The organism is Cypionkella sp., assembly GCF_030652235.1.
Lineage (GTDB): Bacteria > Pseudomonadota > Alphaproteobacteria > Rhodobacterales > Rhodobacteraceae > Cypionkella.
In genome coordinates this window covers 90,365-111,080 of sequence record NZ_JAUSBA010000045.1, presented here as the reverse complement: position 1 = coordinate 111,080, position 20,716 = coordinate 90,365, and the positions used below count along the sequence as shown (strand labels likewise).

At 61.6% G+C, this 20,716-nt stretch carries 19 protein-coding genes; 5 read left to right on the top strand and 14 right to left on the bottom strand.

Annotated elements, in window-relative coordinates; genetic code table 11:
- Window positions 1-3: 3 nt before the first annotated feature.
- Together Q7V03_RS15970 and Q7V03_RS15965 are read right to left on the bottom strand one after the other, a co-directional pair.
- Complete coding sequence (locus Q7V03_RS15970) at window positions 4-1,929, bottom strand: PhoX family phosphatase (protein ID WP_304926588.1); 1,926 nt, start codon at window positions 1,927-1,929, stop codon at window positions 4-6.
- A 90-nt stretch (window positions 1,930-2,019) separates the two neighbouring features.
- Window positions 2,020-2,484, bottom strand: a complete 465-nt coding sequence (locus Q7V03_RS15965) for an Lrp/AsnC family transcriptional regulator (RefSeq protein ID WP_304926587.1) — start codon at window positions 2,482-2,484, stop codon at window positions 2,020-2,022.
- 142 nt (window positions 2,485-2,626) lie between these two features.
- Between Q7V03_RS15965 and ald the strand changes: the two genes are divergently transcribed.
- Entirely contained in the window at window positions 2,627-3,745 is a 1,119-nt protein-coding gene (gene ald, locus Q7V03_RS15960) for an alanine dehydrogenase (protein ID WP_304926586.1), read from the top strand.
- 129 nt (window positions 3,746-3,874) lie between these two features.
- On the opposite strand, the gene mscL is transcribed toward ald, so the two are convergent.
- The 11 genes from mscL to Q7V03_RS15905 form a co-directional block, all read right to left on the bottom strand.
- Window positions 3,875-4,285, bottom strand: a complete 411-nt coding sequence (gene mscL / locus Q7V03_RS15955) for a large conductance mechanosensitive channel protein MscL (RefSeq protein WP_304926585.1) — start codon at window positions 4,283-4,285, stop codon at window positions 3,875-3,877.
- Between the two features lie 169 nt (window positions 4,286-4,454).
- A complete protein-coding gene (locus Q7V03_RS15950; protein WP_304926584.1) occupies window positions 4,455-6,800 on the bottom strand; it encodes an aldehyde dehydrogenase family protein in 2,346 nt (781 codons plus the stop codon).
- A 111-nt stretch (window positions 6,801-6,911) separates the two neighbouring features.
- Window positions 6,912-7,898 (bottom strand): deoxyribose-phosphate aldolase, encoded by a 987-nt coding sequence (gene deoC / locus Q7V03_RS15945; protein ID WP_304926583.1) that lies wholly within the window; start codon window positions 7,896-7,898, stop codon window positions 6,912-6,914.
- Between the two features lie 112 nt (window positions 7,899-8,010).
- Window positions 8,011-8,364, bottom strand: coding sequence for a monovalent cation/H(+) antiporter subunit G (locus Q7V03_RS15940; protein ID WP_304926582.1), 354 nt, complete (start codon window positions 8,362-8,364; stop codon window positions 8,011-8,013).
- Window positions 8,361-8,630, bottom strand: a complete 270-nt coding sequence (locus Q7V03_RS15935) for a K+/H+ antiporter subunit F (protein WP_304926581.1) — start codon at window positions 8,628-8,630, stop codon at window positions 8,361-8,363. Before Q7V03_RS15935 ends, Q7V03_RS15940 begins: the two co-directional genes overlap by 4 nt.
- Window positions 8,630-9,118, bottom strand: coding sequence for a Na+/H+ antiporter subunit E (locus tag Q7V03_RS15930; protein ID WP_304926580.1), 489 nt, complete (start codon window positions 9,116-9,118; stop codon window positions 8,630-8,632). Before Q7V03_RS15930 ends, Q7V03_RS15935 begins: the two co-directional genes overlap by 1 nt.
- Entirely contained in the window at window positions 9,115-10,542 is a 1,428-nt protein-coding gene (locus tag Q7V03_RS15925; protein WP_304926579.1) for a monovalent cation/H+ antiporter subunit D, read from the bottom strand. Before Q7V03_RS15925 ends, Q7V03_RS15930 begins: the two co-directional genes overlap by 4 nt.
- The gene (locus Q7V03_RS15920; protein ID WP_304926578.1) at window positions 10,539-10,931 is read right to left on the bottom strand and encodes a Na+/H+ antiporter subunit C; all 393 of its coding nucleotides are present in this window, start codon (window positions 10,929-10,931) and stop codon (window positions 10,539-10,541) included. The genes Q7V03_RS15925 and Q7V03_RS15920 overlap by 4 nt, the downstream gene beginning before the upstream one ends.
- The gene (locus tag Q7V03_RS15915) at window positions 10,931-13,702 is read right to left on the bottom strand and encodes a monovalent cation/H+ antiporter subunit A (protein ID WP_304926577.1); all 2,772 of its coding nucleotides are present in this window, start codon (window positions 13,700-13,702) and stop codon (window positions 10,931-10,933) included. Before Q7V03_RS15915 ends, Q7V03_RS15920 begins: the two co-directional genes overlap by 1 nt.
- Before the next feature lie 504 nt (window positions 13,703-14,206).
- Window positions 14,207-15,430 (bottom strand): ROK family transcriptional regulator, encoded by a 1,224-nt coding sequence (locus Q7V03_RS15910; protein WP_304926576.1) that lies wholly within the window; start codon window positions 15,428-15,430, stop codon window positions 14,207-14,209.
- An 8-nt stretch (window positions 15,431-15,438) separates the two neighbouring features.
- A complete protein-coding gene (locus Q7V03_RS15905; RefSeq protein WP_304926575.1) occupies window positions 15,439-15,864 on the bottom strand; it encodes an RbsD/FucU family protein in 426 nt (141 codons plus the stop codon).
- 231 nt (window positions 15,865-16,095) lie between these two features.
- Between Q7V03_RS15905 and Q7V03_RS15900 the strand changes: the two genes are divergently transcribed.
- From Q7V03_RS15900 to Q7V03_RS15885, 4 genes are all read left to right on the top strand, one after another.
- Window positions 16,096-17,106 carry a substrate-binding domain-containing protein gene (locus Q7V03_RS15900; RefSeq protein WP_304926574.1) on the top strand — a complete coding sequence of 337 codons (1,011 nt, stop codon included), beginning with the start codon at window positions 16,096-16,098 and terminating at the stop codon, window positions 17,104-17,106.
- Window positions 17,107-17,229: 123 nt separating this feature from the next.
- The gene (locus Q7V03_RS15895; protein ID WP_304926573.1) at window positions 17,230-18,309 is read left to right on the top strand and encodes an ABC transporter permease; all 1,080 of its coding nucleotides are present in this window, start codon (window positions 17,230-17,232) and stop codon (window positions 18,307-18,309) included.
- Window positions 18,306-19,091 (top strand): ATP-binding cassette domain-containing protein, encoded by a 786-nt coding sequence (locus Q7V03_RS15890; protein ID WP_304926572.1) that lies wholly within the window; start codon window positions 18,306-18,308, stop codon window positions 19,089-19,091. Before Q7V03_RS15895 ends, Q7V03_RS15890 begins: the two co-directional genes overlap by 4 nt.
- Window positions 19,088-19,696 (top strand): nucleoside triphosphate hydrolase, encoded by a 609-nt coding sequence (locus tag Q7V03_RS15885; RefSeq protein WP_304926571.1) that lies wholly within the window; start codon window positions 19,088-19,090, stop codon window positions 19,694-19,696. Before Q7V03_RS15890 ends, Q7V03_RS15885 begins: the two co-directional genes overlap by 4 nt.
- Before the next feature lie 31 nt (window positions 19,697-19,727).
- Here Q7V03_RS15885 and Q7V03_RS15880 read toward each other — a convergent pair whose 3' ends face one another.
- Window positions 19,728-20,687, bottom strand: a complete 960-nt coding sequence (locus tag Q7V03_RS15880; protein WP_304926570.1) for a DMT family transporter — start codon at window positions 20,685-20,687, stop codon at window positions 19,728-19,730.
- Window positions 20,688-20,716 lie beyond the last annotated feature (29 nt).

The following is a 20,716-nucleotide window of genomic DNA, read 5'->3' as shown; positions in this document are numbered from 1 at the left end:
GGTTTAGCTTGCGACTTCGGCACCGTCGTTGCGCTGGATCGCCACAACTGCCGGACGCGGCAAGCCACCTTCCTTAAAATCGGGCCAAAGCGTTTCGGCCTTGTCCAGCGTTTCGGCGTTCTCGGCGGGGTGCTGCACCGAGATGAACAAGGTGGTGCCATCCGGGGTGAAGCAGGGGCCAGAGGCTTCGGCCCCAATCGGGCAGGCGAACAGCAGTTTCGGCAGGCCGCGTGCCGGGCCTTCGGTATCGACCCCGTACACGCCATCAGCGATATCGAAATCATTGGCGCCATCGGTGGACACGAACATCCGGCCTTTGGGGTCGAAGGTCAGGTTGTCGGGGTTGACGAACCAGCCGTTCTCAGAGGTATCCGGGCTAAAGGTGGACCCGGTCGCAGGGTCTTTCGGGTTGCCCGCCAGAACGAACAGATCCCAGCCGTATTTTTCGGCGGTATGGTCGGCATCAATGCCAGCGCCGCCCGGTGGGATCATCTCGACAATATGGCCCCAGAGGTTTTCCGGGCGGGTGTTGGCGGGGTTCAGCTTGTCTTGGGTGATCTTTTTGTTTTTGGTCATCACGGCATAGACCCGGCCCGTCATCGGGTTGGTCTCGATATCTTCCGGGCGGTCCATCGGTGTGGCCCCCAGCAGATCAGCCGCCAGCCGTGCCTTGCGCACCACATCCGCCTGATCGGCAAAGCCAGCCTCGGCGGTCAACCCTGCGGTGCCGTGGGTTAGTGGCAGCCATGTCATGCTGCCATCGGCATCATAGCGCGCGACCGAAAGCGTGCCCGCATCCAGCACATCTTTGCCCGAGGCCGGATTGGCCGGATCATATTTCGCTTCGGTGACAAAGCGGAAGACGTATTCAAAGTAATCGTCATCGCCCATGTAGACCACAACGCGACCGTCCTTGTTCAGCACGACGGTCGAGGCTTCATGCGACATCCGGCCCAAAGCGGTGCGCTTGACGGGGGTAGATGTGGGGTCATAGGGGTCGATTTCAACCACCCAGTCAAACCGGTTCGGCTCGTTGGGTTCCTGGCCCATATCAAAGCGGGCGTCGAAGCGGGCGCGGCCATAATAATCCGACCCGTCATAGCCATAACGTTCCAGCGCCGCCGCCTCTGGGTTGCCCTCGGTCGAACCGCCAAATGTATCCGACGCGCCTTCCTCACAGGTCAGCACGGTGCCCCACGGCGTCACGCCGCCAGAACAGTTGTAGGTCGTGCCTTTGGCCATCGTGCCGGTTGGATCATAAGAGGTTTTCAGATGCGCGTTGCCAGCCGCAGGGCCGGAAATCGTCATCGGGGTGTCCAGCGTGATGCGGCGGTTCAGCGGGCTGTCTTGCACAACCGACCACACGCCGTCTTTGCGGATGATTTCCACGATGGAATGGCCAATCGCCATATTGCACAGCGCAACCTGCGCTTCGGTCATCTTCGCCCCGGCGTCATCTTCGATCATGTCCGCGAACATCACGTTCGGCGAGACATATTCGTTGTTCACACAGAGCAAGCCATGATCCGAGGTTTGCGAGCCGCGCGGCAGCGGCATGAAGGCGATGAAATCGCAGTTATAGCCGAATCGGTCAGCCTGCGCTGCGGCGTCTATCTTGGCGGGGTCAAAAGCCTCTTGCCCGGCCTTCATCGCATCGCCCCAAGCGACCACGACATCGGCTTTATAGCCGTCGGCGACATGGTGCATCTTGTCATAGATGCGGGTCAGTTCGGTGAATTGCAGGCTGGATTGTGCGGATTTTGCATAGGCTTGGGTGGAAAATAATGAGCCGACAAAGCCTTGCGCGGCGACGGCCCCAAGCGTGGCCCCGGCACTTTTCAGAAAGCTGCGCCGCGAGCGGTCGGCAATGATATCGCGCATCGGTTTGTTGGTGGCGCGGCTGTGCAGGTTTTCAGGGGTCTTGTTCATAACTGCAGTCTCCTCTGGCTGTGCAGACCGAGGCTAGCGCGGGCGTGTAACGCGCGGGTGATGCGCGCCAGTTTGGTGAACGTTCCGAGCTCAGACAGCCAGCGCCGTCGTCTTGACCACGGTGCGCAACGCGAAGCTGGATTGCATCTGGCGCACGCCGGGCAGCCGCGACAGGTGTTGGCGGTGGATGCGGGCGAAATCCTCGGTATCTTCCGCCATGATCTTGATCAGGTAATCGGCGGTTCCTGCCATCAGGTGACATTCCAGGATGTCGGGCACGCGGGCGACCTCGCGCTCAAAAGCGTCGAGCAGGTCTTCGGCCTGAGATTGCAGGGTGATCTCGACAAACACCGTGGTCGGTTTACCCATGCGGCGGGTGTTCAGCAAAGCGACGTAGCCGTCGATATAGCCCGCTTCCTCTAGCAGTTGCACGCGGCGGTGACAGGCCGAAGGCGACAGGTTCACCCGTTCGGACAGATCGGCATTGGTGATGCGACCGTCTTTTTGCAAGACCCCAAGGATGCGGCGGTCGGTGGCATCCAGATCAGCGGCCATGGTCAAAATCTTTCTATTGATGGTAATTCTTCGCAGAATCTATCACGGATGAAGCTTGGCGTCACTAAAGTTTCAAAACATTTGCAACGGATCAGGTTCAAGCTGAGGGGCAGGGACGCAGAGTCCATCAGGGAGAGAGCTTATGAAAATCGGATGTCCGAAGGAAATCAAACCGCAAGAATTTCGCGTCGGCATGACGCCGAACGCCGCGCGCGAAGCGGTGAATGCGGGTCATGCCGTGATGATCGAAACCGGTGCCGGCAATGGCGCTGGCTTTACCGATGCGGATTATATCGCAGCGGGGGCGGCTATCATCGGCACCGCAGAGGAAGTCTTTGCAGCCGCTGATATGATCGTGAAAGTGAAAGAACCCCAGCCGATTGAACGGGCACGGCTGCGTGCGGGGCAGGTGTTGTTCACCTATCTGCATCTGGCCCCGGACCCCGATCAGACGCGCGATTTGCTGGCAAGCGGTGTCACCGCGATTGCCTATGAGACGGTGACGGATGATCGCGGTGGTTTGCCGCTGCTGGCGCCGATGTCGGAAGTGGCGGGGCGGTTGGCGCCTCAGGTTGGCGCCTGGACCTTGCAGAAAGCCAATGGCGGACGCGGCGTGTTGATGGGCGGCGTTCCGGGCGTGTTGCCTGCCAAGGTGCTGGTGATTGGCGGCGGGGTGGTGGGTACCCATGCGGCGAAAATCAGCGCCGGGATGGGCGCGGATGTGACAGTGCTGGATCGCTCGGTCAATCGCTTGCGCTATCTGGATGATGTGTTCGGCGGGCAGTTCAAATGCGGCTACGCCGATGCGGCGACGACGATTGAACTGGCGCGGCAAGCCGATCTGATCATCGGCGCGGTTTTGATCCCCGGTGCGGCTGCTCCGAAGCTGATTTCGCGCGCGCAACTGGCCGAGTTGAAGCCGGGGGCGGCCTTGGTGGATGTGGCGATTGATCAGGGCGGGTGTTTCGAGACCTCGCGCGCCACGACCCATCAAGACCCAATCTACGAGGTCGATGGCATCATGCATTACTGCGTGGCGAATATGCCGGGCGCTGTGGCGCGGACCTCGACGCTGGCTTTGGGCAATGCGACGATGCCGTTCCTGCTGGCGTTGGCGAACAAAGGCTGGAAGCGGGCTTGTGCCGAAGACAAGCACCTGCTGGCCGGGTTGAACGTGCATGCGGGCAAGTTGACTTACGCGGCGGTCGGGGCGGCATTGGGCTTGCCGGTGATCACCGGGGCAGAGGCTTTGGCAATCTGAAAACAGGTGCGTTTGCGGCGGGCATCGAGCCCGCCGCAAACGCGCTGCCGGGTTTGCTCTATCGGTTTGGACGCATAGAAAAGACCCTCGGAGTGATGGGAGCCTTTGTGATCCAAACCTGGGATCGGCTTACTTCTTAACAGCAGCCAGAATCTGTTGCAGCACGTCCAGTTCGGTCGGGCCAGCGGGGGCAGCGGGCGCTTCCGCTTTTTTCGGCATGATTTTGTTCATCGCTTTCACCAGCATGAACACCACGAATGCGATGATCAGGAAGTTGATCAGCGCGGTGATGAATGCACCGTAAGCGAAGACCGCAGCGCCAGATTCTTTGGCTGCGGCCATGGTTGCCGGGTTTGTGCCCGAGAGGTCGATGAACATGTCCGAGAAGTTCACGCCGCCCAAGATCAGGCCGATCACCGGGTTGATCAGATCGCCGACAAGGCTGCTGACGATGGCGGTGAAGGCAGCCCCGATGATGATACCCACGGCGAGGTCCATCACATTGCCCTTCATGATGAAGGCTTTAAATTCATTGATCATTTTGGTGTCCCTTGTCTGGTTCCGCCCCTTCGGCGTGATTGGATGCCTGCGATGGCGCATGGCATGGGGATTATGCCACAGGTTTTAGCACCTGATCAGGGGGAATTTTTCCCGCCATGTGAACAATTTGGGCCGAATCTGGCGGGTTTAGACCCGAGTTCGGCTGCAATCATTCGCCGTAGGGCACCCAAATGGTTTTCACTTCGGTGGCGGCGCGCAGGAAAGTGCGGCCTTCGCCTTCGGTGATCCAGTCGCGGGATTGGCCATTATTGACCCAAGTGCGCTTGATGTTTCCGGCGGATTCTTTCTCGATCAGGATGGAGAGGTTGGTGGACGAAAAGCTCCACACCGCGTCAATGTCGCGGTGGCCTGCGAGGGGTTTGGCGAGTTCGGTGTGGTTCCCGGTGACAATGTTGACGACGCCTGCGGGCAGATCAGAGGTGTCAAGCACTTGGTAAAAGTCGGTGGCGGCCAGCGGGAACGGCTCGGACGGCACAAGGATGCAGGTGTTGCCCATCGCGATGGCGGGGGCCATCAGGGAAATCAGGCCGAGCAGCGGCGTATCGTCGGGGCAGAGCGCGCCGATCACACCGCAGGGTTCATTCATCGCAAGCGCGACGCCGCGCAGGGGGACGGATTTCACCGCGCCGTCAAATTTATCGGCCCAAGCGGCATAGCTGAACAGGCGGGCGATGCAGGCATCGACTTCGGCCTCGCCAGAGCGCCCGGTCAGATCGCGCAGGCGGCCCGCGAACTCGGTCGCACGGGCGGAGAGGTTTTCGGCGATGTAGAACAGGATCTGCGCGCGGGCGTGGGCGGTGGTTTTGGCCCAAGATTTCGCGGCATGGGCGGCCTCAACGGCGTTGCGGATGTCTTTGCGGTTGCCCAAGCCTGCGTGGCCCAAAAGCTTGCCTTTCGGCGACCAGATCGGTTGTGAATAGCCGCCATCGGGGCGGGCTTGTTTGCCTGCGATGTAAAGTTTGGCGGTGCGGTCGATGCTGGAGGCTTCGATGACGGCGGGGGGCTCGAAGGATTTTACTGGGCTGAGCGGTTTGGTTGCACGGATGGGTTTGAGATAGGCCATCAAGCCCTCCCATCCGCCCTCACGGCCAAAGCCGCTTTCGCGCACGCCGCCGAAACCGGCCGCGGCGTCGAACAGGTTGGTGGCGTTGACCCAAACCACGCCGGCCTTGATTTTTGGGGCCACGTCGAGCGCGAGGTTGATGTTTTCCGACCAGATCGTCGCGGCAAGGCCGTATTTGGTGTTGTTGGCAAGATCGACCGCCTCAGACGGGGTGCGGAAAGTCATGGCGACCAGAACCGGGCCGAAGATTTCTTCCTGCATCAGCGTGGACGCGGCGGACAGCCCGGTGATCAGGGTCGGCGGGTAGAAGCAACCCTCGGGCACAGCGCAGGCGGCGTGGTAGGTTTCGCCGTCTTTGTTGGTGTCCACCAGACCCTTGATCGTGGCAAGTTGCACGGGGTCGACGATGGCACCAACGTCGATGCATTTGTCGAGCGGATCGCCCAAGCGCAACCCGTCCATCCGGCGTTTCAGCTTTTCGTAGAAGCGCTCGGCGATGCCCTCTTGGATCAGCAGGCGCGATCCGGCGCAGCAGACTTGGCCTTGGTTGAACCAGATCGCATCGACGAGTCCTTCGATGGCTGAGTCGATATCGGCGTCATCGAAGACGATGTAGGGGGATTTTCCGCCCAATTCCAGCGTCAGGGCCTTGCCAGAGCCTGCGGTGGCCTCGCGGATTTTGCGGCCCACGGCGGTCGATCCGGTGAAGGCGATCTTGTTCACATCGGGGTGGTTGACGAGGGCCGCGCCAGTGTCGCCGTCTCCGGTGACGATGTTCAAGACACCTTTCGGCAGGCCAGCTTCACGGCTGAGTTCGGCGAACAGCAAAGCGGTCAGCGGGGTGTATTCGGCGGGTTTCAACACGACCGTGTTGCCTGCGGCCAGCGCCGGGGCAACTTTCCATGCCAGCATCAGCAGCGGGAAGTTCCACGGGATCACCGCGCCGCAGACGCCCAAGGCCTGTTGGCCGGGGAGTTCGGCATCGATCAGCTGCGCAAGGCCCGCGTGGTAGTAGAAATGCCGGGCGACGAGGGGGATGTCGATGTCGCGCGATTCGCGGATCGGTTTGCCATTGTCCATGGTTTCCAGCACGGCGAGCAGACGGGCGTGTTTCTGCACCAGCCGTGCGAGGGCGTAGAGGACTTTTGCACGGGCATGGCCGGGCAGCTTCGCCCATTTCGGCTGCGCATGGCGGGCGGCCTTGACCGCCGCATCCACGTCAGCAGAGCTGCCTTGGGTGACAAGGGCCAGTGGTTTGGCGGTGGCGGGGTTCTTTGTCTGAAACGTCTCGCCGGGCTTGGTGAACCCACCGTCGATCCAGTGGCCGAAGGTCTTGTGTTTGGCCAGCCAAGCCAGCCCCTCGGCATTGCTTTCAGGGGCGGGGCCATATGCCATGCTGTCGAAAATCTCGCGGACGGTGGGGTTGGTCATGGCGTTGTCCTTTGGCGGGGCGGCAGGCTTTGGGCGGGAGCGGTTGGGGCGGGCGTGCGCCTCCGGCGGGAGTATTTTTGCCAAGATGAAATGGCTAGGGAGCGCATCAGGTTACCCCATCGCGTGGCGGTTGGAGGCGGAGTATTGGCCGGTCAGGTGGTGTTCGAGTTGGCGTTCGATGTCGCCGAGCAACGACGAGGCGCCGAAGCGGAACAGGTCGGGTTGCAGCCACGGGTGGCCGAGTTCGTCTTTCATCAGCGCCAGATACAGCAGCGCGTCTTTGGCCTTGGCAATGCCGCCTGCGGGTTTGTAGCCGACCTTGATGCCGGTGCGGTCTTGGTAATCGCGGATGCAGCGGATCATCGTCAAGCTGACGGGCAAGGTGGCGTTGACGGCTTCCTTGCCGGTGGAGGTTTTGATGAAATCGGCCCCGGCCATCATGCAGACAAGGCTGGCGCGGGCGACGTTGCGCAGGGTGGCGAGTTCTCCGGTGGCGAGGATGGCTTTGACATGCGCCTCGCCACAGGCGGCGCGCATCTCGCGCATCTCATCGTAAAGCGCCTGCCAGTTTCCGGTCAGCACATGGCGGCGTGAGATCACGATGTCGATTTCTTTCGCGCCCGCGCGGATGCTTTCGCCGATTTCGGCGATGCGCAGATGGTAGGGGGAGAGGCCAGCGGGGAAGCCTGTGGAGACGGCGGCGACCGGGATATTGGTGCCTTCCAAGGCGCGCACGGCGGTTTCGACCATCTCGTGATAGACGCAGACCGCCCCGGTGGTCAGGCCTTGCAGGCCGAGCTTATCCAGCATCCATGGCGCGACGGGTTGGCGGGCCTTGGCGCAGAGGCGTTTGACGCGGCCTTCGGTGTCGTCGCCCGACAGGGTGGTGAGGTCGATCAGGCTGATGGCTTTCAAGAGCCACGCGGCTTGAAACTCTTTTTTAACCGAACGTCTGCCGCCGATGGTGCCCGCGCGGCGCTCGATGGCGGAAGTGTTGGCTTGCACGCCCGCCACCCAATCCAGATCCAGCGCCATGCCGGGATTGCGGGTGTGGGTCAGCGTCGGCAGTTGGGTTTTGGTTTCGGTCAGGGTTTGCATCAGAGCCTCACCTTAAGGGTTGTGCACAGAGTGCGCGGGCAAGGCCGGGGTGGCAAGGGGGCTGTTGCACGGTTTCAGCAAGATTTGACCGATAGGTTAAATTCGGGGCGGGTTAAGGCTTGGGCGGAGTCTCGCCCGCCCACGGGGCTTTGGTGCCCGTCGGCGGCAGGTCGGGGCGGGAGAGGTGGCGGTGGGCTTTGGCCAGCATCAGGCCAGACAGCGGCGCGGTGAGGAACAGGAAGGCCGCGACCATCACGCCTTGCCAGCTTGCGGAGCCAGTTTGCCACAGCAGGGTGAGGGCGGCGGCGATCAGGCTTGCGCCGACGCCGACCGTGGTGGCCTTGGTGGGGGCATGCAGGCGTTGCATCGGCTCGCGCAGTTTCAGCAGGCCAAAGCTGCCGATCAGGCCGAAACTGCCGCCGATGATCAGCAGCGCCGAGATCAGGATCTCAACGGCAAGGCTCATTCGATAATGCCTCCACGCAATAGGAATTTACAAAAGGCGATGGTCGAGATGAAACCGGTCATTGCCAGCAGCAGGGCGGCGTCGAACACAACGGTGGCGTGGGTTTGTACGCCATAAAGCACGATCAGGGCGATGACGTTGATCACCATGGTGTCCACCGTCAGGATGCGGTCTGGCATAGAGGGCGCGGTGGCGAGGCGGATCAGGTTCAGGATCAGCGCAAGCGCAAAGCAGGTGATGGCGAAGGGAAGCGCATAGGTCAGCATCAGCGGAAAATCCTTTGCAACCGGGTCTCATAGCGGGATTTGATCTCGGCGCGGGTGGCGTCGGGGTCAGGCGCGTGCAGGGCGTGGATCAGCAGCGCCTTGTTATCGGCGGAAAATTCGGCGGTCAGCGTGCCCGGGGTCAGGGTGATGGTGCCTGCCAGAAGGGCAATGGCCTCGGGGCAAGGCAGATCGACGGGCACGGTGATCCATGCCGATTTGATCTGGTCGGCAGGCATGAACAGGATGATGCGGGCGACTTGGATGTTGGCGAGGATCACGTCGTAAAGGACGAGGGCGATGTAGCTGATCAGCCGCAAAGGGTGGCGGATTTTCGGGCGGCTGGGCCAGTAGGCTTGGGTGGCAAGCGGGATGAGTGTGGCAAGGCAGGCGGCCATCAGCAGCGAGTTCAGCGCGATGCTGCCCGCGAGCAGCAACCACGCGAGGCACAGGGTGGCGGAAAGCATCGGGTGGGGGAACAGGCGGCTCATTTGGGGCCCCCAAGGTGGTTGGCGGCGATATAGGCGGCAGGTTGGTGTAGGGCTTCGGCGGTCAGGGTAAGTTGGTCGGTGATCGGGCCTGCGGCGATTGTCAGGGCTGCAAGGGCTGTAAGGCAAAGCAAAATGGCGGCTTTGCTTTGCGCGGGGGCCTCAGCGCTGGGGGATTTCCAGAACAGGTCAGAGCCTTGTCGTGCGAAGCCGATCATGGTCAGCAGGGAGGCCAGCAGAATGGCGGTCCATGCGATTGCGTCGTCGCGCAAGGCGTCGAGGACCAGCAGCTTACCGACAAACCCCGAAAGCGGCGGCATCCCGGCCATGGCAATCGCGGCGGCCATGTAAAGCGCGGCGGTCAGGCCGTCTCGGCGTGTGCGGCATACGTCGGCGATCAAGAACAGCGCTGCGGCAGCAAAGGTGGAGTGGACCGTGTAGTAAAGCGCGGCGGCGGTGGCTTGCGGGGTGAAGGCCGACACTGTCAACAACAGGGTGCCCATCGAACCGATGGCAGCGAAGGCGATCTGGCGCGGCAGGGTCCGGGTGGCGAGGGTGCCTAAGGCTCCGATGGCAATGGTGGCAAGGGCGGCGGGGTAGAGCAGGCCTGCCAGCAGGGTGGTGGTGGCGGGCAGGTCGGTGGGGAACACCAAGGTGCCAAAGCGGATCAGGGCATAGGCACCGACTTTGGTCATCACCGCGAACAGGGCGGCGACTGGGCCGGGGGCATTGGCATAGGTGCCGGGCAGCCAGAATTGCAGGGGCACAAGCGCGGCTTTGACCGCAAAGACCAACATCAACAGTACGGCGGCCACGCGGATCAAGCCGGTGTCATTGGCCGCGATCTGCGGCAGTTTCTGCGCAAGGTCGGCCATGTTAAGCGTGCCCGTGGTGCTGTAGATCACAGCCAGCGCGAACAAAAACAGCGTCGAGCCCAGCAGGTTGAACGCTACATATTGCACGCCCGCGCGGATGCGGGCCTCTCCGCTGCCATGCACCATCAACCCGTAAGAGGCGATCAGTAGCACCTCAAAGAACACGAACAGGTTGAAGGCGTCGCCGGTCAGGAAGGCACCGTTCAGGCCCATCAGTTGGAACAGATAAAGCGCGTGGAAGTGGCGGCCACATGCGTCCCATCCGGTGCGGATCGTGTGGATCAGGATGATCAGCGCAAGGCTGGCGGTCAGCAGCAGCATCAGGGCTGACAACCCATCAAGCACCAGCGCAATGCCAAAGGGGGCGGGCCAATTCCCTAGGAAATAGGCTTGGGTTGGGGCTTGGCTCAGGCTGATGGCAAGGCCCAGCAGGGCGAGTGTGCCAAGCACAGATATGGCGCGTTGCAGGTTCAGGGCGTTGCTGGCGAAGAGGATGATGCCGCCTGCGAGGACGGCGGGCAGGATGATCGGCAGAATCAGCAACGGGCTCATGGCTGATCCTCTGCCCGCGAGTCGCTTTCATGTCCCCTGATCCGCGCACTGGCTTTGATGGCCTTCTCCTTGTCAGCATAAAGGTCGATCCGGTCGTGGCCTGCGGTCAGGTAAGCCCCCAGTGCCATGATCACCAGCACCGCCGTCATCCCGAAGGAAATCACGATGGCGGTCAGCACCAAGGCTTGCGGCAGCGGATCGGTATAAGCACCACTGCCGATGATCGGTGGGGCATTCAGTTTGATCCGGCCCGAGATGAACAAGAACAGATTGACCGCATAGGACAGCAGCGACAGGCCCAAGATCACCGGAAAGGTGCGGGCGCGCAGCATCAGGTAGATGCCGCAGGTGGTCAGGGTGCCGATGGCGCTGGCAATCAGGATCTCCATCAGCGGCCCTCCTGCGGTTTTGCAAGCCGGGCGAGGGCATCCAAAGCCAGCATCACCGCGCCCAACACGCAAAGGAACACGCCAAGGTCGAACAGGGCTGCGGTGGCAAGTTCGAAATCCTGCAACGGTGGCAACTGGATGTGGGTGTAGTTCGAGGTCAGGAACGGGCGTCCGGCCAGGAACGACCCAACTCCGGTGGCGCTGGCCACCAACACGCCCGCGCCGATCATCGCGTGATACGGGATGCGGCGGCGGGCGGCGGTCCAGTCTTGGCCAGAGGCGATATATTGCAGAACAAATCCGATGGCGAAGACCAGCCCTGCGACAAAGCCGCCGCCAGGTTGGTTGTGGCCCCGCAGGAACAGATAGCAGCCGACCAGCATCGCCATCGGCAGGATCAGCCTTGTGGCGGTTTGCAGCAGGATCGGGTGCGGATCGCCGGCATCACCTGCGGTTTGGTGCGGGCGGGTGGCCCATTTCGTGCCAAGCAGGTTTTCGGTCAAAGCGAAGATCAACAGGGCGGCGATGCCGAGGACAATGATCTCGCCATAAGTGTCATACCCCCGGAAATCGACGATGATGGTGTTGACGGCGTTATGCCCGCCCGCGCCCGGCACCGATTGCGCAAGGTGGAAGGCAGAGATCGGCGGGAAGATCGCTTCGCGCATCATCAGCGCATAGGCGAGGGCGGCGGTGGCCACCCCTGTGGTGACGGCGAGGGCGGCGTCGCGGGCTTTGCGCAAGGCCGCGGTCTTGCGCGGGGTGGTTTTGGGCAAGAAATTCAGCGCCAGCAACATCAGGGCGATGGTGACGACCTCAACCGCGATCTGGGTCAACGCAAGGTCGGGGGCCGAGAGATACGCGAAACCCGCCGACAGGATCAGGCCCACGATGCCCACCAGCAGCAGCGCCAGCAGGCGTTTGCGGTGCAGGGTGGTGGCGGCAATGGCGGCGGTGATCAGCAACGCAACCCCCACGGCAGGGGCAAGCGCGATTGGGGTAAGGGCGCGGGTGCCGGGCAGGCTTTCAGCAGAGTGGTAGGCGTAAAAGCCAAGCGTCAGGATGGTCAGCAGCGCAAGGCTGAAGGCGCGCGACAGGCTGCCGTTGTGCAGCTTTTCGATCAAGGTGGCGGCGGTTTGTGTCAGCCCGGTAAGGCTTGCATCGAAGATCGCTTTGGCCTGCGGTTTTGGCGTCGCATCCCAGATCCGGCGCAGCGCGGGGTAGAGGCCGAGGGTGACGATGGCTCCGCCGATCACCGCAAGCGACATCCACAGCGCGGGGGGGTCCAGCCCGTGCCAAAGCGCGATGTTGGCGTGGATCGGCGCGCCTGTGGTGGCAGCGGTGGCCACATCGACCAGCCAAGCAGTAAGCGGCATTGGGGCAAGGCCCGTGGCCACCACAAGCACAACGAGGATTGCGGGGGGCAGCCACAGGCCGGGGGTGGGGTCGTGGGGGGCGTGGGCATAGGCGGGGGTGGGGCCGAGGAAAGTGTAAGTCAGGAAGCGCAGCGCATAGGCAACCGACAAAAGGGCGGCGATTGTGGCCAGTGCCGGGATGATCCACGGGGCAGTATGCGCGGCCTCTTCCAGCATCATCTCTTTCGACAAAAAGCCGTTCAGCGGCGGAATTCCAGCCATTGCCAGCGTCGCGATGGTCGCAAGGCCAAAGCTGATCGGCATGGCACGGCGCAACCCACCCAAAGCGCGGATGTCGCGGATATGGGTGGCGTGGTCGACGATGCCCGCCAGCATGAACAAAGCGGCTTTGAATGTAGCGTGGCAGATGATGTGGAAGATCGCGGCGGTGGCGGCGGTTTTGGTGCCAAGGCCCAGCAGGAAGGTGATCAAGCCCAGGTGGCTGACGGTCGAATAGGCCAGGATGGCCTTTAAGTCGTCCTTGAACAGCGCAACCTTGGCGGCGAAGGCCATGGTGATCAGCCCCGCGCCGGTGACGATCCAGAACCATTCCGGGGTGCCGGACAGCACAGGCCACAGCCGGGCCATCAGGAACAACCCGGCTTTCACCATCGTGGCCGAATGCAGATAGGCCGAAACCGGGGTGGGGGCGGCCATCGCGTGTGGCAGCCAGAAATGGAACGGAAATTGCGCGGATTTGGTGAAGGCGCCGAGCAGGATCAAGATCAGGGCGGGCAGATACAGCGGGCTGGCTTGAATCGCGGCTTTCTGGCTTAGGATCGCTGAAAGGTCATAGCTGCCGACGATATGGCCAAGGATCATCAGCCCTGCGATCATCGCAAGACCGCCCGCACCAGTGGTGGCAAGCGCCATCCGGGCACCTTGGCGGGCTTGCGGCAGGTGGCTCCAGAATCCGATCAACAGGAACGACGAAAGCGAGGTCAGCTCCCAGAACACCAGCAAAAGCAGGATGTTGTCGGACAGCACGATGCCCAGCATCGCGCCTTGGAACAGCATCAGATAGGTCAGGAAGCGGGCGTAGGGCTCGGATGCATCAAGGTAAAAGCAGGCATAGGCTTGGATCAACAACCCGATGCCAAGGATCAGCAACGAAAACAACAGCGACAACCCGTCCAGCCGGAAATTGGCGTTCAGGCCAAGGCTGGGCAGCCAAGCGATCTGGGTGGTGACGGCCTGCCCCGCCATGATCGCAGGTAAATGCTGCAAGATCAGCGCCAGCGCCGTGGCGGTGAACACGGCGATCGTCACCGTCGCAATGCTGCGGCCAAATCGTTGCGTAAGGGCGGGCGTGAGAGCCCCAAGAAAGGGCAAGGCTGCGATCAAGGCAAGCGACATAAGTTTGCCCTTCCGGCGTTGGATGGCAAACCGCAGTTTGCTGGACTACGAAGATTGGGGTTTTACACCCGCACGGCCTGATCTGCGAAGCGCAAATCCAGCCTTCCCCATGGGATATTTGTGTCGTTGGCATGACCATTCTAGGCGGCCAAGCCTATCTGCTTCAAAGATAAGGACTTTCGCAGGTGGATCAAGGTCAAACTGGGACAAAGCGGGCGATGGGCGGGGCGAACCCTGTCTTAGGTCCGTCAGACCCGGAATTTTACGCCGCTCCGGTCTGACCCGTGCAGGGCAAACCGCAGGTCATGACGCCGCACCACAACATGTTGTGGAAAATGCAGTGATATCACGCTGAAAACACAAGTGATTCCCCGCGGGGAAGGATTTTCACGGCTTGGACAAGTGCGGATCAGATCAAACAAAATGACTTTCGGCTGCCTGTGTTGGCAATCCTTCCGCAGAGCCGGGCCATTTGAGCCAATCTTCAAATCACGCAAGGGCGGCTTAACCCTCACGCCCCGCCGCGTTCTGGTCGATCAAATAGCGCTGCGACAGCGGGATCGCGGCGGCCCCCAAGGCACGGGCCTGCGCGCCAAGACTGCCTTCGCGGATCACGGGCGGATCGATGCCGTCAAGGTCCAGCGCGTGCAAAGCCGCATGGGTGCGGCGGGTGATTTCGGCGCGAATCTCGTTGGGCATCCAGCCGTCGATCATCACCGCCTCAATCTCCAACAGCGAGGCGGCGCTCAGCGCGGCCCAAGCCAGACCATAGGCGGCCTGATCCATCCAATCGGACAGGATCTGTGGCGAGACAGTCCAATGCGCATGCTGTTCAAACAAATGGTCAGAGGATTCGCCCGCCGCCTCCATTGCTGCCGCAAGGGTGGACATTGAGGCCGCTGAAATCAAACGGTCCATCTTGCCGTCGCGTCCCGGCACCGGCATCGGGCCGACGCCTGCGGCATTGCCCGAGCGGCCCAGAAACAACTGGCCATTCAGCACCAGCCCGCCGCCAACGAAATAACCGAAGTAGAAATACAGGAAATCCTTTGGCTTCTCGCCGGTGCCGAACACCAGTTCCGCCCCGCAGGCCGAGGTTGCATCGTTTTGCACATAGACCGGCAATCCGGTCACGGCGGCAAGTTCGGCCTGAATATCGGCGTGCCGCCATGCCTCCATATCCGCCTTCGGCGCGCCGATCAGTTGCACCCATGACCACAGCTGAAACGGCATCGCCACACCCATGCCGCTGATGCGCGGGCGCTCGGCTGGGGTAAGCATGGCTATAACCTCGTGCATGCTCGCCGCAACAAAGGCCACAACGGCGCTGGGCGATGGGTAGCGGTAAACTTGCCGCTTGGTCGCCCGCACCCGGCCCATGAAATCCACCAGCGTCAGATCCGCCGAGCGGCGCCCGATTTTCAGCCCCAGAAAGAACGCGCCTTCGGGGTTCAGATACATCGGCACCGACGGCTGGCCAATGCGACCGCGCTGGGGTTCGCCACGCAACAACAGCCCGTCTTGTTCCAGCGCACGCATGATCACGGATACCGTCTGCGCCGAAAGCCCGGTCTTGCGGGCAATGTCAGATTTCGCAAGCCCACCCTGTTGGCGCACCAATGACAGCACCAACCGTTCATTGTGGTCGCGCATCCCCGATTGGTTCGAGCCGCGCAACCCGAGGTCGTCGCTTGGTCGCTCTGGAAGGAGTTCAGCGCCCAAGGGCATATGGCGACCTATTGTGTGGCAAAGGCAGGCAGGGCTGCCTTGCGCAAGATGACATTGGCGAAAAGTTCGGATTCTGACGTCGCAACAACGGCATAGGCCGCTTTGATGCGCGGGTAAAGCTGATCTCCGCCAAGTGGGGTCAGGGCGAAATGCTGGCCGCAGGTATGGCACAAATCATCCACGCCGTGATGGATGACCCCGCGCTGGGCAGGATCGTTGTGCAGGCTGGCGCGAAAGGCGGCTTCCACGGGCAGGATTTTCAGGATAGCGCGCAGCATCGGCATCAGCAGGATACCATCGGCGCGGATCAGGCGGCGGGCGTGTTCGGCGGCGGGATAATTGCCATCGACCAAGGCGATCTCATCGCCATGCCCCATCGCCCGCAGCGCGTGCAGCAGGTCTGGCCCCAGCAAAGGCGAGATTCCGATCAGCATGAATAACAGCCTCCCCCCGAGGAAAATCGACGATTCCACAGGCTGTTTTCGCCCGCATTGGACGGCAGACTGCGGCTTGACGGCGGTGCTGTCAATAATAAATCACTCTGATTTATTTATCTTGACGCAAGGGAGGGAATCAGGCGATGTATCGGCATCGCCGGGCAGGAGAGCTGTGGCGAAAGACTTTCGACAGGGGAATAAACCCCGAAATCCTTGGGAGGACGACCAATGAAATTCACCACCAAAGCTCTGCTGGGTGCTGCTGCTATTGCGCTGATGGCGGGCTCTGCTTCGGCGGCTGATCTGGCTTGCCTGATCACCAAAAACAACACCAACCCGTTCTTCGTGAAGATGAAAGAGGGCGCTGAGGCTGCGGCCAAAGCGGCGGGCATGGATTTCCAGGCCTATGCCGGTGAGAAAGACGGCGACGCGGCCCCGCAGATCACCGCGATTGAAAACTGTGTCGCGGCTGGCGCAAAGGGCATCTTGATCACCCCGTCGAACGACTCGGTTGGCCCAGCCCTGAAAGACGCGCGCGCCGCTGGCATTCTGGTGATCGCGCTCGACACCGCTTTGGCTGATGCCGAAGCACAGGACATGACCTTCGCGACCGACAACTTCCAGGCTGGCCTGCTGATCGGTCAGTGGGCTGCCGCCACGATGGGCGACACCTCGAAGGCCAAGATCGCGATGCTCGACATCAACAAAGACAACATCTCGGTTGATGTGCAGCGCGACACCGGCTTCCTGAAAGGCTTTGGCATCGAAGTGCCGGATCTGAGCGTGATGGGGTCTGAGACCGATCCGCGCGTCATCGGCCATGAATCGTCGGATGCAAACCCCGAGGGCGGTCTGCGCGCGATGGAAACCCTGCTGGCAAAAGACCCGGATATCAACGTGGTCTACACCATCAACGAACCGGCAGCTGAAGGCGCTTACCAGGCGCTGAAAAACGCAGGCAAAGAAGGCCAAGCGATCATCGTTTCGGTTGACGGCGGCTGCCCCGGCGTGGCTTCGGTCAAATCCGGCGTGATCGGTGCCACCTCGCAGCAATACCCGCTGCTGATGGCGTCCAAGGGCGTGGAAGCCATCGCGGCGTTCGCCAAAGACGGCACCAAACCGTCGGCAACCGATGGGCTGACCTTCTTCAACACTGGCGTCAATCTTGTCACCGACAAGCCCGCCGCTGGTGTCGAGTCGATTGACAGCACCAAAGGCACCGAGCTCTGCTGGGGCTAAGCCCAAGGCCGCTTGATCAAGTGGCTTGATTAACAGAAGGGCGGCTTTACAGTCGCCCTTCTTTTTAAGCGAAACCTGACGCTATGGGTTTCGGAGATCATCACCGGAGGGGAAGCCGAAGCGATGAGCACAGAACCAGCACCAACCAAAACCATTTCCGACTTTGAGGCGACGCTGACCAAAGCCGATACGGCTGTCGCGGCCTTTGAGCGGGACGATAAGTCTTTCATACCCGTGTTGCGCGGCTATCTGCGCAACTACCCCACGATGATCCCGGCGCTTGTGCTGCTGATCTCGGTGATCTGTTTCAGCATCATCGCGCCGCGCTTTTTGGGTATTGGGGCTTTGTCGACGGTGCTGAAACAAGTCACCGTCACGGGTTTTGTCGCATTGGCACAGACACTGGTGATCCTGACGGCGGGGATTGATCTGTCGGTTGGCGCGATCCTTGTGGTCAGCTCCTTGATCATGGGCAATCTGGCAGTGGTCACCGGCTTGCCGGTGGGGCTGGCGATCTTGATCGGGTTGTTCTTTGGCGGGCTGATGGGGTTCATCAACGGGGTACTGGTTGCCAAGGTCAAACTGCCGCCGTTCATTGTTACCTTGGGCACGCTGTCGATCTTCAACGCGCTGAAGTTGTGGTATTCGCAGTCGGAATCGATCCGTAACGTCGATATAGATGCCAAAGCCCCGGCTTTGCTGTGGTTCGGCAAGGGCTTTAACATGGGCGGTGCGTCGATTTCCTTCGGCGGTATCACCTTGATCCTGCTGGCAGCTGTGCTGTGGTATGTGCTGAACCAGACCTCTTGGGGCCGGCATGTGCATGCGATTGGTGACGACCCGGATGCGGCGATGCTGTCCGGCATCAAGGTCAGCAACACGCTGATTTCGGTCTATGCCGTGGCAGGTCTGATCTGTGGCTTTGCGGCATGGATCGCGATTGGCCGGGTGGGCTCGGTATCACCGATTGCGTTTGACACGGTGAACCTAGGCTCGATCACCGCCGTGGTGATTGGCGGCACCTCGCTGTTCGGCGGGCGCGGGTCGATCATCGGATCGGTGCTGGGGGCGTTTATCGTCGGCGTGTTCAACACGGGCCTGTCGCTGGCGGGCGTCGATGACTACTGGCAGATGTTCGCGGCAGGGTGCCTGGTGATCATCGCCGTTGCTTTGGATCAATGGCTGCGGAGGGCTTCGCAATGACCGCTGTAATTCCTATTCTGCGCGCACGCGGATTGATGAAACGTTATGGCACGGTTGTCGCCATGAACGGCGCTGATTTCGATCTGAACGCGGGCGAGATTGTCGCGGTGATCGGCGACAACGGGGCTGGTAAATCTACCCTCATCAAGGCGCTGTCGGGGGCTGTGACCCCTGACCACGGCACGATTGAGTTGGACGGCCGCCCTGTGCATTTCCGAGGCCCAGAAGATGCGCGGGCCGAGGGCATTGAGACGGTGTACCAGAACCTTGCGATGTCACCGGCGTTGTCGATTGCCGACAACATGTTTCTGGGGCGCGAATGGCGTAAGCCGGGTTTCATGGGATCGGTTTTGCGCCAGATGGACCGTCCACGGATGGAGCAGTTCGCCCGTGACAAGCTGTCAGAACTCGGCCTGATGACGATTCAGAACATCCATCAGGCGGTGGAAACGCTGTCCGGTGGTCAGCGTCAGGGCGTGGCCGTGGCACGCGCGGCGGCGTTTGGCTCTAAGGTTGTGATCTTGGATGAGCCGACCGCAGCCTTGGGCGTCAAAGAAAGCCGCCGGGTGCTGGAGCTGATCCGCGACGTGCGGGCGCGTGGCATCCCGATCATCCTGATCAGCCACAACATGCCGCATGTGTTCGAGGTCGCCGACCGCATCCACATCCACCGTTTGGGGCGGCGGTTGTGTGAGATCAACCCGAAGGACTATTCGATGTCCGACGCGGTGGCCTTTATGACCGGGGCGAAACTGCCCGAAGGTGTTGTGGAACAGGCATGACGCCGGCAGAACTTGCGGAGATCATCCGGGGACGCGCCCAAGGCCAAGGGCGGTTTTTGACCGCCCTTGCTGGCCCTCCGGGGGCGGGCAAATCCACCTTGGCGGCGGAATTGGTAAGCGCCTTGGGTCAGGGTGCAAAGGCCGTACCAATGGATGGCTTTCACTACGATGACGCGGTGTTGATCGCGCGCGGTGCGCGGGATCGCAAAGGCGCGCCCGATACCTTCGACGCGCAAGGTTTCTTCCACCTTTTGCGTCGGTTGCGGGTCGAGGATGAAATCGCCATCCCGCTGTTTGACCGCGATCTGGAGATTTCCCGCGCCGGGGCTGATATTGTGACTGCTGCGGATCGCCTGCTGGTGGTCGAAGGCAACTACCTGTTGCTGAACGAGGCGCCTTGGCCCCAAGCCGCCCCTTTGTTCGATCTGACCGTGTGGATTGACGTGTCGGAAGCAGAACTCGACCGCCGCCTGCAAGCCCGCTGGGCGCATTATGGCAAAACGCCCGCCGAGGCGCGGGCTTGGATCGACAACAATGATTTGCCCAACATCCGCCGGGTGACGCAAAACAGCCGCCCCGCCGACGTGGTGATACACTGGGGCTAACCAGACGATTTTCACCGCGAAAATCGTGGCGCTAGCCCTGCGGCGTCATCGCTTTACGACCCTTGGCACGCTCCAACCCCAACTTGCGCTCGCGCCAAATGATCAGGATGCCTGCCGTAATCACCAGCCCCGCGCCGATCAGCATGGTCTGCGTTGGCACCTCGTCAAACGCGAAATAGCCGATCAGCAGCGCGAACAGCATCGAGGCATAATCGAACGGTGCGACCAAAGACGCATCGGCCTCACGGTAGCTGGAGGTCAGCAAAATCTGACCGACCCCGCCCAACAGCCCGCAAGACACCAGCAGCGCGGTTTCCAGCGGCGTCGGCACCACCCAGCCAAACGGCAGCGTGGTCAGCGACAGCAAAGTCGAGGTCAGCGAGAAGTAGAACACAATTGCGGCGGTCTTCTCATTATGCACCAGTTTGCGCACGAACACCTGCGCCAAGGCCGCGCAAAACGCCCCACACAGCACCAGCATCGCGCCAAACGCCTCTCGCGTGGAGGCCGTATCACCCGACACGATGGTCAAGCGCGGCGACAACACCACCATCACCCCGGCCAGCCCCAAAGCGACCGAGGCGATGCGGAACAGCCGCACATCCTCGCCCAGAAACATCGCGGCGAACACCACAACCAGCAGCGGCGAGGCATAGCCAATCGCGGTGACCTCGGGCAGCGGCAGATAGGCCAGCCCGGCAAAGCCGAGGCCCATCGCCATCGTCCCCATCAACCCGCGCCAGAAATGCCCGAACAGATTATGGGCGCGAAACCCAGTGGCGAGTTCTTGCCGCATTGCCAGCCAGATCACGATGACCGGGATCGCAAAGAACGAGCGAAAAAACACCGTCTGCCCCGGCGGCACATGCTGGGATGTCACCTTGATCAGCGAGGCCATCACAATGAACACCACCACCGAGCCGAGTTTCAGGCCAATGCCGCGCAACGGGCGGGCGGGAGGATGGCCTGCGGGATGAGTGGGGTCTTGCATGGCAACCTCGGCATGAAGGACATTCCAGC

Excerpts from the sequence above, each read along its gene's own strand:
- Q7V03_RS15970 (WP_304926588.1), bottom strand. The coding sequence starts at position 1,929 with ATGAACAAGACCCCTGAAAACCTGCACAGCCGCGCCACCAACAAACCG.
- Q7V03_RS15965 (WP_304926587.1), bottom strand. The coding sequence starts at position 2,484 with ATGGCCGCTGATCTGGATGCCACCGACCGCCGCATCCTTGGGGTCTTG.
- ald (WP_304926586.1), top strand. The coding sequence starts at position 2,627 with ATGAAAATCGGATGTCCGAAGGAAATCAAACCGCAAGAATTTCGCGTC.
- mscL (WP_304926585.1), bottom strand. The coding sequence starts at position 4,285 with ATGATCAATGAATTTAAAGCCTTCATCATGAAGGGCAATGTGATGGAC.
- Q7V03_RS15950 (WP_304926584.1), bottom strand. The coding sequence starts at position 6,800 with ATGACCAACCCCACCGTCCGCGAGATTTTCGACAGCATGGCATATGGC.
- deoC (WP_304926583.1), bottom strand. The coding sequence starts at position 7,898 with ATGCAAACCCTGACCGAAACCAAAACCCAACTGCCGACGCTGACCCAC.
- Q7V03_RS15940 (WP_304926582.1), bottom strand. The coding sequence starts at position 8,364 with ATGAGCCTTGCCGTTGAGATCCTGATCTCGGCGCTGCTGATCATCGGC.
- Q7V03_RS15935 (WP_304926581.1), bottom strand. The coding sequence starts at position 8,630 with ATGCTGACCTATGCGCTTCCCTTCGCCATCACCTGCTTTGCGCTTGCG.
- Q7V03_RS15930 (WP_304926580.1), bottom strand. The coding sequence starts at position 9,118 with ATGAGCCGCCTGTTCCCCCACCCGATGCTTTCCGCCACCCTGTGCCTC.
- Q7V03_RS15925 (WP_304926579.1), bottom strand. The coding sequence starts at position 10,542 with ATGAGCCCGTTGCTGATTCTGCCGATCATCCTGCCCGCCGTCCTCGCA.
- Q7V03_RS15920 (WP_304926578.1), bottom strand. The coding sequence starts at position 10,931 with ATGGAGATCCTGATTGCCAGCGCCATCGGCACCCTGACCACCTGCGGC.
- Q7V03_RS15915 (WP_304926577.1), bottom strand. The coding sequence starts at position 13,702 with ATGTCGCTTGCCTTGATCGCAGCCTTGCCCTTTCTTGGGGCTCTCACG.
- Q7V03_RS15910 (WP_304926576.1), bottom strand. The coding sequence starts at position 15,430 with ATGCCCTTGGGCGCTGAACTCCTTCCAGAGCGACCAAGCGACGACCTC.
- Q7V03_RS15905 (WP_304926575.1), bottom strand. The coding sequence starts at position 15,864 with ATGCTGATCGGAATCTCGCCTTTGCTGGGGCCAGACCTGCTGCACGCG.
- Q7V03_RS15900 (WP_304926574.1), top strand. The coding sequence starts at position 16,096 with ATGAAATTCACCACCAAAGCTCTGCTGGGTGCTGCTGCTATTGCGCTG.
- Q7V03_RS15895 (WP_304926573.1), top strand. The coding sequence starts at position 17,230 with ATGAGCACAGAACCAGCACCAACCAAAACCATTTCCGACTTTGAGGCG.
- Q7V03_RS15890 (WP_304926572.1), top strand. The coding sequence starts at position 18,306 with ATGACCGCTGTAATTCCTATTCTGCGCGCACGCGGATTGATGAAACGT.
- Q7V03_RS15885 (WP_304926571.1), top strand. The coding sequence starts at position 19,088 with ATGACGCCGGCAGAACTTGCGGAGATCATCCGGGGACGCGCCCAAGGC.
- Q7V03_RS15880 (WP_304926570.1), bottom strand. The coding sequence starts at position 20,687 with ATGCAAGACCCCACTCATCCCGCAGGCCATCCTCCCGCCCGCCCGTTG.